The sequence below is a fragment of the Paraburkholderia heleia NBRC 101817 genome (genome assembly GCF_000739775.1).
In the GTDB taxonomy this organism is placed as follows: Bacteria; Pseudomonadota; Gammaproteobacteria; order Burkholderiales; family Burkholderiaceae; genus Paraburkholderia; species Paraburkholderia heleia.
In genome coordinates, this window is sequence record NZ_BBJH01000039.1 from 1 (window position 1) to 15,991 (window position 15,991).

General features: G+C 57.1%; 15 protein-coding genes, 1 tRNA gene and 3 pseudogenes. 5 read left to right on the plus strand and 14 right to left on the minus strand.

What is annotated here, in order from left to right; translation table 11 throughout:
* Both BHE01S_RS38525 and BHE01S_RS39915 read left to right on the plus strand, forming a co-directional pair.
* A pseudogene (locus BHE01S_RS38525) lies at positions 1-270 on the plus strand (hypothetical protein); the annotation flags it as partial.
* Between the two features lie 145 nt (positions 271-415).
* A pseudogene (locus BHE01S_RS39915) lies at positions 416-1,246 on the plus strand (phage integrase); the annotation flags it as partial.
* A 15-nt stretch (positions 1,247-1,261) separates the two neighbouring features.
* Here the strand turns inward: BHE01S_RS39915 and BHE01S_RS39295 are convergent.
* Positions 1,262-1,552: pseudogene (locus BHE01S_RS39295) on the minus strand (site-specific integrase); the annotation flags it as partial.
* A gap of 308 nt (positions 1,553-1,860) precedes the next feature.
* Here BHE01S_RS39295 and BHE01S_RS27830 point away from each other — a divergent pair.
* Complete coding sequence (locus BHE01S_RS27830) at positions 1,861-2,679, plus strand: hypothetical protein (protein WP_042269607.1); 819 nt, start codon at positions 1,861-1,863, stop codon at positions 2,677-2,679.
* A 567-nt stretch (positions 2,680-3,246) separates the two neighbouring features.
* Here BHE01S_RS27830 and BHE01S_RS27835 read toward each other — a convergent pair.
* The 8 genes from BHE01S_RS27835 to BHE01S_RS27865 form a co-directional block, all read right to left on the minus strand.
* Positions 3,247-3,642 carry a hypothetical protein gene (locus BHE01S_RS27835; RefSeq protein ID WP_084069314.1) on the minus strand — a complete coding sequence of 132 codons (396 nt, stop codon included), beginning with the start codon at positions 3,640-3,642 and terminating at the stop codon, positions 3,247-3,249.
* A gap of 49 nt (positions 3,643-3,691) precedes the next feature.
* Complete coding sequence (locus tag BHE01S_RS27840) at positions 3,692-4,711, minus strand: type IV secretion system protein (RefSeq protein ID WP_042269610.1); 1,020 nt, start codon at positions 4,709-4,711, stop codon at positions 3,692-3,694.
* A 15-nt stretch (positions 4,712-4,726) separates the two neighbouring features.
* Positions 4,727-5,011 carry a hypothetical protein gene (locus tag BHE01S_RS27845; protein WP_042269613.1) on the minus strand — a complete coding sequence of 95 codons (285 nt, stop codon included), beginning with the start codon at positions 5,009-5,011 and terminating at the stop codon, positions 4,727-4,729.
* Complete coding sequence (locus tag BHE01S_RS27850; RefSeq protein WP_042269616.1) at positions 5,011-5,217, minus strand: hypothetical protein; 207 nt, start codon at positions 5,215-5,217, stop codon at positions 5,011-5,013. The genes BHE01S_RS27845 and BHE01S_RS27850 overlap by 1 nt, the downstream gene beginning before the upstream one ends.
* Positions 5,218-5,367: 150 nt before the next feature.
* Positions 5,368-6,555: a relaxase/mobilization nuclease domain-containing protein gene (locus BHE01S_RS38075; protein WP_157025678.1), complete on the minus strand. Its 1,188-nt coding sequence runs from the start codon at positions 6,553-6,555 to the stop codon at positions 5,368-5,370.
* Positions 6,552-7,088, minus strand: a complete 537-nt coding sequence (gene mobC / locus BHE01S_RS27855; RefSeq protein WP_052406160.1) for a plasmid mobilization relaxosome protein MobC — start codon at positions 7,086-7,088, stop codon at positions 6,552-6,554. Before mobC ends, BHE01S_RS38075 begins: the two co-directional genes overlap by 4 nt.
* Positions 7,089-7,600: 512 nt before the next feature.
* On the minus strand, positions 7,601-8,308 hold the full coding sequence (locus BHE01S_RS38085) for a hypothetical protein (protein ID WP_157025682.1): 708 nt from the start codon (positions 8,306-8,308) through the stop codon (positions 7,601-7,603).
* Between the two features lie 236 nt (positions 8,309-8,544).
* Complete coding sequence (locus BHE01S_RS27865) at positions 8,545-8,772, minus strand: hypothetical protein (protein ID WP_042269620.1); 228 nt, start codon at positions 8,770-8,772, stop codon at positions 8,545-8,547.
* 75 nt (positions 8,773-8,847) lie between these two features.
* Here BHE01S_RS27865 and BHE01S_RS27870 point away from each other — a divergent pair, with 75 nt between their 5' ends.
* Both BHE01S_RS27870 and BHE01S_RS27875 read left to right on the plus strand, forming a co-directional pair.
* Entirely contained in the window at positions 8,848-9,555 is a 708-nt protein-coding gene (locus BHE01S_RS27870; RefSeq protein WP_167337716.1) for a hypothetical protein, read from the plus strand.
* On the plus strand, positions 9,536-10,705 hold the full coding sequence (locus tag BHE01S_RS27875) for a phage integrase (protein ID WP_063769109.1): 1,170 nt from the start codon (positions 9,536-9,538) through the stop codon (positions 10,703-10,705). Before BHE01S_RS27870 ends, BHE01S_RS27875 begins: the two co-directional genes overlap by 20 nt.
* Here the strand turns inward: BHE01S_RS27875 and BHE01S_RS37185 are convergent.
* The 5 genes from BHE01S_RS37185 to BHE01S_RS27910 all read right to left on the minus strand — a co-directional run bounded on the left by BHE01S_RS37185 (position 10,635) and on the right by BHE01S_RS27910 (position 15,889).
* Complete coding sequence (locus tag BHE01S_RS37185) at positions 10,635-12,755, minus strand: S8 family peptidase (protein ID WP_232436245.1); 2,121 nt, start codon at positions 12,753-12,755, stop codon at positions 10,635-10,637. The genes BHE01S_RS27875 and BHE01S_RS37185 overlap by 71 nt on opposite strands.
* A gap of 233 nt (positions 12,756-12,988) precedes the next feature.
* Complete coding sequence (locus BHE01S_RS27895) at positions 12,989-13,993, minus strand: AAA family ATPase (protein WP_042269630.1); 1,005 nt, start codon at positions 13,991-13,993, stop codon at positions 12,989-12,991.
* A 571-nt stretch (positions 13,994-14,564) separates the two neighbouring features.
* A tRNA-Thr gene (locus BHE01S_RS27900) sits at positions 14,565-14,640 on the minus strand.
* 18 nt (positions 14,641-14,658) lie between these two features.
* Positions 14,659-15,174: a ClpXP protease specificity-enhancing factor gene (locus BHE01S_RS27905; protein WP_042269632.1), complete on the minus strand. Its 516-nt coding sequence runs from the start codon at positions 15,172-15,174 to the stop codon at positions 14,659-14,661.
* Positions 15,175-15,277: 103 nt separating this feature from the next.
* A complete protein-coding gene (locus tag BHE01S_RS27910; protein ID WP_027797364.1) occupies positions 15,278-15,889 on the minus strand; it encodes a glutathione S-transferase N-terminal domain-containing protein in 612 nt (203 codons plus the stop codon).
* Between the last annotated feature and the right edge of the window lie 102 nt (positions 15,890-15,991).

Sequence of the window (15,991 nt, forward strand, 5' to 3'; positions counted from 1 at the left end):
CATAACCCCATCGTGCGCCCCGCAAGCAACCGCGACTGGCCGCCGCCCGAGCCGCGCAAGCGGACCCCGTATGAAGACCTGATCCTCAACGCCTGGGATAACCGAAGCGCCTTGCCGGCCTCCGTTGACGGACTGCTGGCCGAACACGTCCATGATTCGGTTGCGCACTTCACTTCGTGGCCCTGTGCGCTCTATGAACCGCGTGGCCTCTATTGCGACGGCGAGAAGTACTACGCTTACGCCGGAGATCGCAGCATCGAGACGGCGTGACGAGCGCCCGCTCGGCAAGGTCGCGGGCGTAGCCGTTTTCGCTGGCCCAATCGCGAAACGAGCTTCGATAGCCGTGCGCCGTCACGACGCGCTTCGACGTATCGCTGGCGGCTTTCACGCGGCGCAGTAGCGCCGTCAACGTCATATGGATAACACCTTGCCGCGCGGCAACGGAAACGACGCCAGGCGTGCAGACCATCTCCCGACGCGCAAAAGAGCATCCAGTCCGTGGACATGCCGCGTGACGTTGATATGGGTAGCCGATCCGAAAGACTCCCGGCGGCTGTCGGAACTCATCGAACTATGGAATCTTCATCACGGAATGCAGTTGCGGCATACGCGCACGTACCCGACGCTCCAACGCATTTGCGTTGCGCTAGGCAACCCGCTAGCGACAGCATTCAGCGCTGATGACTTTGCGGCTTATCGGGCGTCGAGGATCGCAGAGGGCGTCACGGCAAACACCGTCAATCGCGAGCACGCCTATTTGAGAGCCGTCTTCAACGAGCTCGCGCGTCTCGGCCATTGGCCTGGAGCAAACCCGCTAGCACGCCTCCGTCAATTTCGGATCGCCGAACGAGAGCTATCCTTTCTAACATCGGAGCAGATCGAGGCATTGCTGAACGCCCTCGGTCGGAGGAAAAGAAAAGATGCGCAACTGATTACCAAGCTGTGCTTGGCGACAGGAACTCGTTGGAGCGAAGCCGAGAGTCTTCGCATGCAACAACTGCGGGGAAACGCAGTGCACTACACGCAAACAAAGACTGATAAAAATCGCTCAGTGCCCATCGATGGTACGTTAGCCGATGAAATACTAGCTTTCCACGCCTCAAAGCCGAAAGCTATCGGCGATCGCTTTTTCGAAAACTCTGCCGGAACCTTCCGCATGGCAATCGAAGATGCACAAATTGACTTGCCTGAAGGGCAACTTACGCATGTTCTGCGTCACACGTTCGCGAGCCATTTTATGATGAATGGCGGGAACATCTTACTTGCCGAAGAAGGCGTCGAGGTGACTCCGTGTGAATTTCTCGCTGCGTTGCGTGGTCGCCTTCTTGGTAGCCGACACCTCTTCCATGTACCGCTTCAACGCGGCCGACACCGTCAGCTTTTCGGAGGGCGGGCGAGACAGGTAGACGCCCCGTACCATCTCGTCTTCGGTCCGGCGCGCCCAATCCTCGGCATCGTGTTTGGTGCGGAAAGTCTTGGCCGTAGTCGGCCAGCCGATCTTGCGAATGACCGCCTTCCAGGTGCCGGAAGGTGTCTTGACGATGATTGCCATGTGGCTGTTCTGAAAGCTGACTGTACCAAAAATGTACTTTTCAACGCCCAGAAAGCACAATGGGTTACGTGAAATTCACGTAACCCATTGATTTTATTGGTGCCGGCTGCAGGACTCGAACCCGCCACCTGATGATTACAAATGCCTCGTGAACTGGCACTATAGGCCACTATCGCTTACTACACGGGCGTGGAGTCGCGCACGGATCACTTCATGCCCTCGTTCGCTAACTATTGCGTTGACAGCTCGTTGACGCACGGCTGATCGTTACCCGAGGCATCGGCCACCGGACAGCATTAGACGAAAGAATGGAACCATCGGTCAGCGTAGCATCTATCGCAGTGAAGAGCACGGTATCGGCAATCTGGAGCTTGCTGAAAAAGCCCCTCGAACTCGTCACTCAGATCCTGTTTCGTGCAGCCTACGAGCTATCCACACGGCATAAGTCCTATCGGGACGTTAAAGGGCTTTGGCTGGACGAACTAGGCGATTACTTCTCATACAGTGTGAACTGGAGAAAGGTGTTTCTCGGGAAAAAGCAAGAGGCATGCACGTTATGGATCAAGGCGAAGGAAGGGAGGTCGTTTAAGCGGGTCACACTATGCGTAACCGCATCGCTCGAAACGCTTCGCTATCAATCAACCGTGGTCCTTTACGACGTCGGCGAAACGCCGACTGTCGCGGCCGTCCCAAGCATCCCGCTGCGACAAGTCGAGGTCCGGGGCAATATGGTCCATGTTCCATACGATACCGTGCGAATCGAATTGAAAGAGCTGATCAATGAAGATGGCGAACCAATTCCGCTGCCGCGCGACGTGTCGGATTACGGCCACCCCTTCGATAACCTCGAAGCGGCAATGGGCCTCCGCAAGAGCGACGTGTTTCGGTGGGGGAAATGGTGGAACCTCGACTTCCTAGAAAGCGAGAAGCACGAATTCCGCGTCAATTATCGTGGCATGGCATTCCTCTCTGAGTTTCACGGTCAAAGGGTTGCTCACGCCTGGTACTCTTTGCTGGCCTGGCTTTCCAAGCGGGATTGGTTTCTCGAAGTCTGCTTTTGGTCGAGAAATCTTGTTACTGCAAAGCAGTTGAGGCTGGCCTTTGAGAAAAGCTTCAGCGCAGAGTGAGCCGTCCTATGCGAGCGACACGTTTGGCAGAGTCAGATTACGAGGTAGAGCACGCCATCACTCTCAATATTCACCAGTCCCTCATTCTTGTAACAGCAGTGGAGCCCACATAGGCGTCACCTGCGGTTAATTGTGACATTCCGGCACTGTGCTTTCGTTCTCGGTACCCCACGTGTCTAGCCATCGCCATACCTCCTCACCAGTGAGGTGCAAGCCCGTCTTTTGGAACTCCAGCCAGGAATTCACGGCCTCTTGCTGGAATCGCGCGCGTGCCGCCACTCTCTGACCGAGCTCGACGTCAGACGCGTGGCCCACATCGTGAGCTCCAGATGACGGTAATCGCGATTTCATAGCATAACGTAACGTATCAATCGTATCGTAACGTACCAAGCGACGGTCTAGACGCGCGTTGCTACGTTTGCGGCGGGAGCTGCCGCCGAGGGTCACGCCCTCGCCTCTACGATACTCGGTTTCGTTCGTCGGCCTCGCGCGGGAGCGCGAGGCAATCAAAGGAACGTGGATGCGCGGACGCGAGCCAGTGTTCAAAGTCCCTCATCCTTGTATTCGCTAAAGCTTGGAGAGTTCGACCGGACCAAACATGAACACCATCAGATAACCAGTGGAGGTCTTGAATTTCCCCGCCGTAAAACCGGGCTGGACCTTTGCCACCAAGGCGACCCTCGTTTTCAGCCCGATGAATGGACCGTTCACCGAGCCGCCGACCAATTTTTCAAACTCGTCCTTGGTCACCGGCTGCGCAAAGTCAGAGCCGGATCGCCAGCTTCCATTGCTGTAATCATCGAACACGTAGCCGGCGGCCGTCTTTTCCACCTTGATCACCGGTTCGACTTTTCCGTTTTGCTTCGCGCCGTACATCCCCTCCAGCGTATCCGGCGAATTCCTGTTGCAGCCGGAAAGTATCGCCACAAGTAGTCCAAGCACAATACCCAAGAGCTTCTTCAATTTTTCGTCCTCTATATCGGTCAGCAGATAAGGGAATTTTAGCCAGCGCCTATAGACCCTTGACGCTGTTCATGCGGAATCGACTCGTCGCAGCGCGAGCGGCAGCCTGGCCGGCGCCAATAGCATGGCGCGCGCCAGCTTGCGCACCACCCAGTGCTTTACCGCCCGCCCATTTCGAGCCTTGACCGGCCGCGCGCGCGATGATGCGCGACGCACCGCCAGTCGCTGAAGATACGACCCAGTTCCCGAAGCCGGTGCCGATCGGCGCACCTCCGGCGAGGCTAGATGCCACGTGGGTAACACCCATGATGACGAGCACGTCGATGATCGCAATCAGCAGCAAACCCAACGCACTGCCGAGGCCGGAGGTCGGAGTCATCGAATCCATGTACTGCTGAAATGCGACGTACGTGAACGACAGCACTGTCACCGCAAATACGTTGACGAAAACGTAGTTGACGATCAGACCTACCCACGCATCGAAGAACCGCTTCGTAACGTCGAAAATCAGGCAGCCGATGAAAATCGGACCAAAAGCCAACAGTACGGTCAACATGCCCTTTGAGAGCAGGATGAGGTAGGCGGCATAGACGGTCATGATGAGCCCAGCCCCGTAATACACTATCCCCGAAAAGAAGAATGAAAATCCGTTAGAGGTTAGCAAAGAACCCCGAGAGAACGCATCGCTCCCAAGCGACCATGCCTGACCCAGTTGTTGATCGAGGATCGATGGACCGGCAACGGTGTCAGCGGTCTGCCCAGTAACGATGCTCGTGAGATCTGTCGGCAAATTCAGCACGGGATCGAGCACGTACTGCCCGTACCCAGCGATGGAAAAGCCGATGCTCAGGATCAGCGTTATCTTGATGATCCGGAATACCATGTCATTGCCCCAATCCTGCACTTTTCCGCGAATGCCCGCCCAAGAATAGAGAATGAAGTAGATCCCGAGGCACGTTGTTACTACAGGCAGCATCGCAGTAATCGTCCGCTGGACTGCGGCGTTCAGGAACGCATCAATCGCAGCTTGGAAGTGCGTGAAGATGTTTGCGAAAATTGTCAGCGTCATGGCGCTCTCTCCTTGCTATTGCCGGCGAGCCGGACTTTCGTTGACTAAAGTTTTGCCGGCACGCTGGGCCTTCAGAAAGCTGCCGTAGTCACGGCATACGCGTTCGATTGCTACATCGTCGTATGCATCAAGCGTACGTCGCTCAAAGGCGAGTAGCTGCCGCTTGATATGTAAGCGCGCCAACATCTTCGCGTCAGGCCGAGGCTTTGCTTCCTCCGCCGCTATTTCGCTCACGATGAATCCGATCATCGAGTTGAGCACCTCCAATGCCGTTTCGAGGCGAGCCACGCTATCGGTCATCACAGAACCTCCGTGACGGCGGGAAAGCCCTCGACCACCAGATGATCCAGGCGCTCGTAGAAAACGCCCAGCATTGCCGCGAGGTCCTCGTACATCGGATTCGGCCTCATCAGATCGATGCATTGGCCCATCCCATGGACGGCCTCCTGAAGCGACGTGTACCACGTGAGTAAATCGGGGGACGCGTTACTATTGATGTCAGCCATGATTCACCTCCTTGCAGGTGGGTCGTGGTTAGGGACGAAGGAGCGTCTCACCGCTCGTTCGTCCCGCTACGAAGAGCGCATCGTTGTGCTTCGAACGACGCGCGAAACAACAGAACCTGGGGCGCAGCAAGACAAGCAAGGGCGACGAGCTCAACGCTCATGGTCATCTTTCCTTGACGCACTATCGCGCGTTGGAATCACGCTCGGCCTCGACTTCTGCACATGAGTTCCTGCCGCACTTGCGACCTTCGGCCTCTCGTCACTGAGACGATCATGCCCTTCCCTCGTCTTCCTCATCCGGCTAGCGGTGTGCTGCCGCTCTGTCATCGGCACCGGCACGCTGCTCACGAAACGTCTAATGTCGTTGCTCAGAAGCGCGTCACCCGGCTTACCAGAGGCTCGAAGCGCGTCAGCGAGTTCCAGCCACGTATTGGTCACTTCTTCATGCCTGCGTGCAGCTGCCGCCTCCCATACGCCATCGGCGCTCTTTCCAGTCAGTACGGCATTGGCAGCAGCTCGAAGCTTGGCGAGCTCCACATTCGACCGACAGGGATTGTCCTGGCGGTTCTTGGACATGTGGTACATGTTCTGTCGTTTTCCCTTGCGGACAACGCCGCGGATAGATCTCGGCGTAGCTGCGGCCTGAATTCCGTGTTCACGTAGTTTCTGAGCGAACAGTTGCCTAAACTCCCAAAGCTGAGGCGGCCCGTGAAGTAGTCGTTGCCCATCCACCGAGCCTGCTTTCACGCATACATGAGCGTGCGGATGCGGTGGTGCTTGTGGATCTGGATCAGTATCGGGCGTGTGGAGTGCGAAAACGTACTCGTGCCCCGCGAACGCTTCTCGCGAAAATTCCCTGACCGCCGACGTAAACCGCTCGACGTTCGTATCGGCAGGCATCGACAGCACCAAATTGACTGTGAGCTTTCCATTCGAGCGTCGCTTGCCGCACCATTCAGACCAGTGCTGCTGCAACTCGCGCACATCATCGAGACACGTGAGTTGTTGGCCGCTATCCGTCTCGGCTGTGAGCCGGCCATTTCGAGTGATATACGTCAAATGAGCCCAGACGCGACCGGTCGTTTTCGCGACACTGCTAACCTTCACAACCGCCTCCGGCGCTCGATGCACAACACGCGCTATCGCCGCTCGCGCCGTATCCGTGCTGGCAACAGCGCGCCGGCTACTGCGCATATGCAGGTCAGGAAGCGAAGGCCGCACTTGCCCGGTCGATTGCCGTCCGGCGCGAACCGATGTTAGTCGTCGGAGTTCTTCCGAATCCGATGAATCCAGTATCCCTAAAGTATCGAAGAGTTTTTCGACCTTGCGGTTGCTCATGGCTTCGCACTCCTTCGGCTAATGCTCGCATCCGTCAGTTCCGCGACGAGAGCGCAATGCCGCTTGATTTCTGCGCTGAGCGTTTCGACACGCTCGACCGTCATGCTTCGACTCGCATTCGGCTCCATGTTCAGAGTACGGGCGATCTGATTGAGGTTCCTCCCAATCGCCGCAAGTTGCCTGCTCGACTCGGCCAAGGCGTCAACCTCGGCACGGTTGAACTGTGGCTGCCGGAGCAATGTCGCCCGTATGAGCTTAACGATCCATTCCGTCCTTCGAAGGCCCTCCCCCGTAGCCGCTGCCGTTAGTAGCTGATGCTCTTCGGAGGTCAGCAAGACGTTCACCTGCGTCCCTGCGCTCCGCGACTTCCGCGTAGGCGGTAAAGCGGGTTTCTCTTCGGTATGCAACACCTTGTCCAGCATCAGCCGTAGGAGTTGCGCTTCGCTTCGACAACCGTGGCGCTGTGCCGCCGCAGCAAACTTCAGCTTGGTTTCTCGTGACACGCGCGCCCGGATCGTCTCGTACTCTTTCATGTCACGGCTCCGCCGCGTGCCCACTTTCTAGAAGAAAGTGTTTCCTGCCCTAGCACACAAGACACATCGCCACTTTCGTTGACGAAAGTTTTCGTCGGCCTGTATTGCGCAATACACGAGCGCACAAGGCATCGAAGCGCTTCGTCGCGCTCCCGCGCGACTATGTCGTCGTTGTTTGCAAAGGCGAGGAGTTCCCCCTCGATAGCGGCTCCCGCCGCTGGTTGGCACATTTGGCTATGGTTCATGACGCTCCTCGAATCCCCTCGCTGCACCCGGCCAGAAAGCCCAAAATCGCGTCGTAGGCATACGTCAGCGCCAGTGCGCCGGTTCCAACCGTTGCCATCAGCAACTGATTCCGGACCGGTACGGGATAGGGGATAACAAGTGTCGCCACAAGTACAAACAGCGATACGCCGGATAGCAGTAGCAGAGGCCATCTCACGACAGGCCGAATCCAGCGAAGAGCGAGAAACGCGCAGATGGTTACGATCACAATTGCTGCCGAGATGGCTCTACGCATGGCTGTTTCCTCGCTTCCGCTGGGTGATCTCTTTGATGGCGTCGAGCGCGGGGCGAGCAATCTGTGGATCGCTGCGGGGACCGTCTTTCGTCCGCAATTCGGCGATACGCTGCTGCTCGCTTGCTTCACGACGAGCTTTGACGCGCACGGCTCCGAGCGGAACGAAACTTCCGTCATGAAGCTTTCTCAGAACTGCACGAAACCATCTGAGCGGCGTGGTCCGAATCGCCCTAGTCTCGATGGCATCCGCCAGTTCGTCGAGCAACTCCTGCGCTCTACAGGCCTCCGTGCTCGCGAGAGTCTCGAGAAGACCCAGGATCGCAGCTCGTTCGCTCGGTGGTAGCTGCGGAGGAAAGATCAAGTCGCGGGCGCCGCATGGCTCGATGTTTTCGGGCTTTCGTAGCCTTCTCTCACAACCACGCACAACGTCGTTCGACGAGGTGGTTGTAGTGGTGGTGTTAACTGACTTTGGTATGTCTTGGCTTGGTAAACCTTTATGGCCGCTTCCACCGGCGCCGGCTGAGCCGTACGCGGGTCCGCCGGAGGCGGAAACGCCGGAGCCGGAAAATCCGGCTACGGAGTTCGCCGTAGGCGCAACGAGAGGCTCCGGGTTGAACTCGATATTCCATATCCACTTTCCTCCCGCCCCCTGCCGCTTTTCGCGGATCAGATAGCCGGCAGCTTCCAGTTCCCCCGCCATCCGCTGCCAACGATCCTTACGGACCTGCAACCGAATTCGAAGCGCTTGCACGCTAACCTGCCAACCAGCCGGCTTCACGGCAAGCCACGCAGCGACTGCTCGGCTGTCGAGTGCTAGGCGGTCATCCTCCAACAACGCTTCGGGAACTGATCCCCATCGGGTTCTGTGGGTTACGCGAACCACTCCGCCCGCATGGTGAGGAAATGCCGATCGATCTCGGACCATCGCAGATGACGTCACAGCGAGAACCCTTGTTCGAGACACCGTTGCTGAAGGAGCGCGACGTTGATCAGGCTGTACTTCCCTACACTTACCGTCGGCAGATAACCCTTGTTGCAGAACCCGACGATAACGCCGACCGGTAGGCCGATCGCCGCGGCGAAGGCCTCGCGCGACATCATCGGAACCGGTGGAAGCACCGGAAGGCTCGGCGCGCTCTTTGCCGCTTCGGTTATTGACGCCATAATCGCTCCTTGGAGAATCACCAGTGATAGTGGTAAATTACCACTGTTAGTGATTTATAGTCACGGAACGATTTCTTGTCAACGGTCATGCACATGCACCCCATAGCCACGCGAATGAAGGCGATCATTGAAGCCGAGACGGACAACCGGCGACGCTACAAGGAGCTGGAGGAAATCTCGAATGTCCATCCAGATACTTGGAAGTCGTTTTGGTACGGTAAGCAGCGCCCGACCGCAGAGATGATTGAGGCCATAAGCCAAAGATGGCCGCAGTACGCCTTCTGGCTCGTAACAGGCATCACCGATCCCGAACGGAACCACATAGCGCCGGCAACGGCTGCAAGCGGGTACCCGGTTATGCGCGGGGTGGAACAGCCTTGGGCGACACGAGAATTTCGCTATCTGATCGCAGCGCGCAACAGTGAACCGACCGACGACGATCAACGAGCGTTGCGTCGGCGACAAATCCAAGACGCGGCTCTTCAAGCCATGGAGAAAGTGATATCGCCGGCAGCGAACGTTTCGTACGAAAAGGCGATGCGCGTACTCGGCGAATCCGGCCGGCATGATTTCTATCCGCTGGCCCTGGATCCCGAATATCTATCGATCCGTAAGGCCCGACGGGACGCCGAGGATCAATTACGGAAGGACGGCTTCGGTTGGTTCGATAACGTTCTCTCGTCCGTGAAGATCGACAAGCGGTTGCTCCAAAACCCTAAGGCGTTGCTCAGCAAGGTCTTCGGCGCGTTATTCGCTCGACAAGATGACCATCAAGAAGACTAAGAGCGGCTGGCTCGTTGATATCCAGCCTGGGGGCCGCGGAGGGAAGCGCTACCGGAAAACGCTCAAGACGCAAGCCGAAGCGAAAGCGTACGAAGCATGGCTCACGGCGAAGGTTGCTCAAGCGCCCGAGTGGGTGCCTGCACCCAGAGACTCGCGGCGACTGTCGGAGCTCATCGAGCTATGGAATCTCCATCATGGAATGCAGTTGCGGCACACCCGCACGTATCCGACGCTCCAGCGCGTCTGCATTGCGCTAGGCAACCCGTTGGCGACAGCATTTAGCGCAGACGACTTCGCGTCTTATAGGGCGTCGCGGATCGCCGAGGGCGTAACGGCCAACACGGTCAATCGTGAGCACGCGTATTTGCGAGCCGTCTTCAACGAGCTCGCTCGTCTCGGTCATTGGCAGGGAGCAAACCCGCTCGCACGCCTCCGCCAATTTCGGATAGCCGAACGGGAGCTGTCCTTTCTCACATCGGATCAAATCGAGGCGTTGCTGGTCGCCCTCGGTCGGCGGAAAAGACAAGATGCGCTGCTGATTACCAAGCTGTGCTTGGCGACAGGAGCGCGTTGGAGCGAAGCCGAGTGCCTCCGAGTGCAGCAGTTGCGCGGGAATGCCGTTCACTTCACGCAAACGAAGACCGACAAAAATCGCTCAGTGCCGATCGACCCTGCACTAGCCGAAGAAATACTCGCGTTTCGGGCATCGAAGTCAAAAGTCATAGGCGACCGCATTTTTGAAAATTCTGCGGGCGCCTTCCGCATGGGCGTACGCGATGCGTGCATTGAACTGCCGGAGGGGCAACTCACTCACGTACTCCGTCACACCTTCGCGAGCCACTTCATGATGAATGGTGGCAACATTTTGACGTTGCAGCGCATCCTCGGGCACTCTAGCCTACAAATGACGATGCGTTACTCACACTTGGCACCAGATCACTTAAAGGAGGCTACCCGGCTCAACCCCCTTGTCTCGCTATCGAATCGGGAGAGCGTCCGGACTCCGAATTCGACCACGCATCAAAACACTGACGGCTTTGAAACTCGCGACGTCACTCAATTGGAAAGACCCGATCAGGTCAACGAACATTGCGAACACGCGCCTGTTCGCGCTGACGTAAGCGCTGACGGACCTGCACATACAAGTTAGCGTCTGCGTTTTCGAGGTCACGAAACGTTACCGCCATAGAGTAAGGCTCCGGAATATCCGGTCGGGGATTCCATGGCTCATCCTTTCTTGTGACGACGATGAACAATCGCCTATCCTTGGATACTTTATACGTCCATGTTGCACACTGTAACGTGCCCTTTGATCGGGTGGTCGCATTGATATTGGCAAACGCTGACTCAGCCAGTTTTCGCGCGGCTGCTACGCGATTCGTGTTGAACCAGCCACTAACCTGCTCAAGGCTTTCAGCCTCAACTACGTTAAAACTGAGTTTTGAAGATCGGTAGCCAATTCTGGTCGTCTTCACCGTCGGGCTGTATGCCAACGCGACCGAAATCTCTCGTGCTCTCTTGCGCCCCTGCCAAAATTCATCCGGCAACAACAGCTCGTAAAAATGATGATGATCTGTGGCGATAGCGTCCTCTGCAACCAAAGTAACGGCATCGTCATCAGATTCGAATAGGTGTCGAGTCACTACGCGGCCGAATCCGCCAAGGCCGAGCTTCAACTCGTTATCTTCGGCGAGGAGAGTCTCAATCTCTCCAGGAACTCGAGCATGCGCACCAAGTATAGCCCTCACCATATTCGCAGAAGCGTCTGGCAAAAAACGCAGCACTGTTGCCGCAAGATGCGCTACTTGTGGCGCAGCGAAGCTGGTGCCCGGAGCATCATCGAAAAGTCTGCCATTGGCAAAATCTCGTGAGGTTGAAACCACGCCAAGACGTTGACCTGCGAAACCGTTGCGAAGGTGATGCCTCGCCACGTTTCCGCCAAACGCGACGAAGTCCGGCTTGACAGCTCCGGCGACCGAAGGGCCACTTCGCGTGAAAGGGCTCGGCTGGTTGCGTCTTGCTATGGGGGTGGTCTCGATTCTTTCCGGGAATCGCTGAGCTTGATGATCCAACTCAAATTCGGCTAGTCCCCCGACGGTCAGGGAGTTTATTGAAGTCGCGGGATCAAGCAGGCGAAATTCACTACCCGACAAATATCCGGGATATGTCTGCAATGCATCGTCCGGTATTTCGTCGGTGAGAAGATTGCCAGTAGGTACAACAAACAGGATATTCAGTTCGCGGCTCAATCGATCTAGCGTGTACGCCAAGCCCCGGACATGCCTCCCGTCGTACACTTTATTCGCGTCGCCATATGCAAGACAAAAGATCTTGCAGCCATACTGTTCGCGAAAATACCGAACAGCATCCTCAACTGCCTTCTCAACGAAGTGGGTTTGATCTTGGCCATCATTGCTGAATACCTTTCCCGCAAAGAGTCGCAACTGCGGTGCAAAGCGATCTGGCAGCAGATCAGTCATCGAACCATACAAGGCGAGACCAGCAACACGAGTACCATGCCCATCCTCGTCCGCTGCTGGCTCGCCCGGCTCTATAAAGTTGCCCGTTTCCCCAATCGCAGGCGCCAACAATGGATGGGCCGCCGCAATTCCCGTATCCAAAACGCATACGCCCGGAGCGTCATCCGGTACAGGGTCGAGATCGGGCAAATCGTTGATGTCCAGCTGCAGCGACTGCAGCTCAAGTCGGAAACTCGGCGGCAAGTCAACTAGCCGCACATCCCGATAGCGCAACAAGACGTCTACCTGCGTTGCAGACGCTCGGAGCTTGAACATGAGCAGGCTTTCTTTATCGAGCCGATCTAGCGTCTCGATCTGTTCTGCTCGCAGTAATTCCTCAAACGCGCGGACCAAACGTACTCGCTCGTCGTTACGCTCGATCGGCCAGAGCTCGACGTCCACAATCGACGAATTTTCATCGGGCAACCCAAGCTGTGCTAACGCAGGCCCCGTTCGGTCAGCCGGCGTCCAGGAATCAAACCCCCTAATGGCGAGCAGTAGGTTGGCGTACGTAACATTGCCATCACGAGCCAGCACGGTAAGTCGTTGGTCCACCACCGCGAGCGCGTCTTCGGTGCTGAACAGCAGCGCGACCGAACGCCCCTCTTGGCTTACAACAGTGAGCCCGGGAATTACCTCCAAGTCGTCCGGTCGAAACCCCTCAAGAACATCGATACGCAAGAGCCTACGCTCGTCGAAACCTGGCTCCGCTGGAGCCTCAGTCACGACGGTTAGACTGCGCTGTAACTGAACGCCGTGCTGCCTTACGTCGCTTGGCTTCGGAAAGCCAGGAAATCGATTTTTTTTCCTTAAGGTTACCGGCTCATCCCGTACTACGCGCAGATGCTCATATGGCATTTGGCCCCCGCGGTTCTATATGTTTGATGGTCTCCGCGTAAGAATGCGCAAAAAAGCTACTTTGTGCAACTTTTGCCGGTGGTGCGTCGTCTGTGCTCACGAGCGACCGCAGAATCGAGGTGCGTGGTCTCCAAGAACTCTCGACCCTGAAGGACCATTTCTTTTATCGCCCGACGCAAAACGCGCTCGATATCCGCGTGAGACATACCCTTGAACCGAGAAGACACTGCAACGTCAGACGGCTCGAAGTTCCTCCGGACGCCACGTAGCTTGTTCTGCAACAGCGCCTTTATCTGCACGGCATCTGGGTTAGCAAATTGGACAGTCTCATCGAAACGTCTCCAAATTGCCGAATCGAGTAGATTCTCGTGATTTGTCGCCGCTATAAGCACGCTCTTACCGCGATACTCATCGATCATTTGGAGCACTGCATTAACCACGCGGCGCAGTTCTCCATGCTCTCCGGAGTCGCCCCTATCTTTGGCCAACGCGTCAAATTCGTCGAAGAGGGCCACGACCGGACGCCCCTCCACAAAGTCGAATACCTTTCGAAGATTGGCGGCCGTCTCTCCGAGGTACGACGAGATAACTGCATCCAGACGAATAATCGCCAGCGGCAAATCAAGTTCCGTCGCAATTATTTCCGCCGTGAGAGTTTTGCCGCATCCCGGCGGACCGAAGAATAGTAGCTTCCGTGCAGGCTCCAACCCGTAGGTCGTCAGTGCGCCTTCGCGGTTGTGCTCAAGCAGGATGTGCTCGATAGCCGAACGAACGTCAGCGCTAACCACCAAGTCGGTCAGTTCACGCGTCGGCTGCCGAATGTCGATCAAGTCAACCCCGCGCTCCTTGTCCGAAGGAACCGACTTCTTGAGATTGACGACCGAAAGCGATGAAGCGGACGAAGGACGCCCATAGAGAACTTTTTCGAGATCGTTGGCAAGCAAATGATGCTGCTTCCCTCTTTCCTCGGCGATAACTGCCTCGGACGCCCGGCGAAAAGCTTCGTGGTCGCCCTCGACACCCGCGCGTACCAATTGTCGTAGAAGTTTTCCGTTCGCCATGGTCGATACCCCTACCCTCGTCACTGCCGAAGGAATACTATATGTGTATACGTACAGTATAAAGAAAGCTGCCGACTAAAGCGACAGAGGCGCAGCATACAGAATTGCCAAAATTCCGTCTTCTTCTCGAAGAACGACTCGGTGACATCACCTGACGAGCATGGCATGCCTAGCATCGTCCAATTGCACATCGAATCTTCTTGAACGCTATCGGCTGCTCCCCCCCACCACGAGGCCGAACTCTAGGCTGTTTCTGCTTCGCTGCCTGCCAATGCCTAAAGTTCGTTTTGCAGACTCGTCCAGAACCGTGCCGTGCTCACCCCTGCGCATTCAAGTCGTAGCCGGGTCGGGCTAACGCCTCTCAGGCCATTAAGCACTCGCGAAAGCGCGGGACGGTCGGAGTCTTTCAGCTGCTTCCGCTATACCGAGACCGAGAGGTACACGGTCTCGCGCAGAATTTCACCCGGATGCGGATGATGTTTCATCATGGCGTGCCCTCTCGCCGTTGACGATCCGTTGACAGTCCGCTGATGTGGCAAGGGCCTAGCCGAAGCTAAGCCCTTGTTTTAACTGGTGCCGGCTGCAGGACTCGAACCCGCCACCTGATGATTACAAATCAACTGCTCTACCAGATGAGCTAAGCCGGCGTAGCCCGCTATTCTACTTCATTTCACGATCTTGAGGTGGCCCTTGCCGCCCTTGTTGCCGCCTTCGTCATCTTTGTCGGCGGCACGCGTCGCAACCGGAGCAAGAGGCGCGAGCGGCGCAGCGGGTTCTTCGGCAGGCGCCTCGCGCACTGCGTGCGCCTCATGCGCTTCGGCTTCTTCGTGGTCCTCGGAGGACAGCACGTCGTCGGCGTCGCCGGGCGGCGACTCGACCGGGAACGCCATGCCCTGGCCGTTCTCGCGCGCGTAGATCGCGAGCACGTTCGACACCGGTACCTCGATCTTGTGCGACTTGCCCGAGAAGCGCGCGTGGAACTCGATCATCTCGTTGCCCATCTGCAGCTGGCTCGTCGCCTCGAAGCTGATATTCAGCACGATTTCGCCGTCACGCACGAACTGGCGCGGCACGCGCGTGCGGTTGTCGACCCGCACCGCGATATGCGGCGTGAAGCCGTTGTCGGTGCACCACTCGTACAGCGCGCGCAGCAAATACGGCTTGGTGGAAATCTCTTGCATCAACAATCCTTTCACGAGGCGGCATCCACACCCACGCCGTGCACGCCGCCTCTGTTACCTGCAACCGCCAGGGTACTGCCCAGCTGCATGCCCAACTGCGTGCTTAACGACGCATGACCTTTTCAGACGGCGTCAGCGCTTCGATGTACGCCGGACGGCTGAAAATGCGCTCGGCATACTTCATGAGCGGCGCGGCATTCTTCGACAGCTCGATGCCATAGTGGTCGAGGCGCCACAAGAGCGGCGCAATTGCGACGTCGAGCATCGAGAACTCTTCGCCCAGCATGTACTTGTTCTTCAGGAAGATCGGCGCGAGCTGCGTGAGGCGGTCGCGGATCGCGAGGCGCGCCTTCTCGTGGTTCTTCTCTGCGGCCTTGCCCTTCTCGTTTTCGAGCGTGCTCACGTGCACGAACAGTTCCTTCTCGAAGTTGAGCAGGAACAAACGCGCGCGGGCGCGCTGGACCGGGTCGGCCGGCATCAGCTGCGGATGCGGGAAGCGCTCGTCGATGTACTCGTTGATGATGTTCGACTCGTACAGAATCAGGTCGCGCTCGACCAGAATCGGCACCTGACCGTACGGATTCATCACGGCGATGTCTTCCGGTTTGTTGAACAGGTCGACGTCGCGGATTTCGAAGTCCATGCCCTTTTCGAACAACACCAGCCGGCAGCGCTGGGAGAACGGGCAGGTAGTGCCGGAGTACAGAACCATCATGATTTACATTTCCTCAATAAACCCAAAAGGCCAGCGGGCGAAAAACCGCCGAACGGTCCCTGAACCGTCAGACGGCATCTCGTCGCACCGGCCCCACGTCGG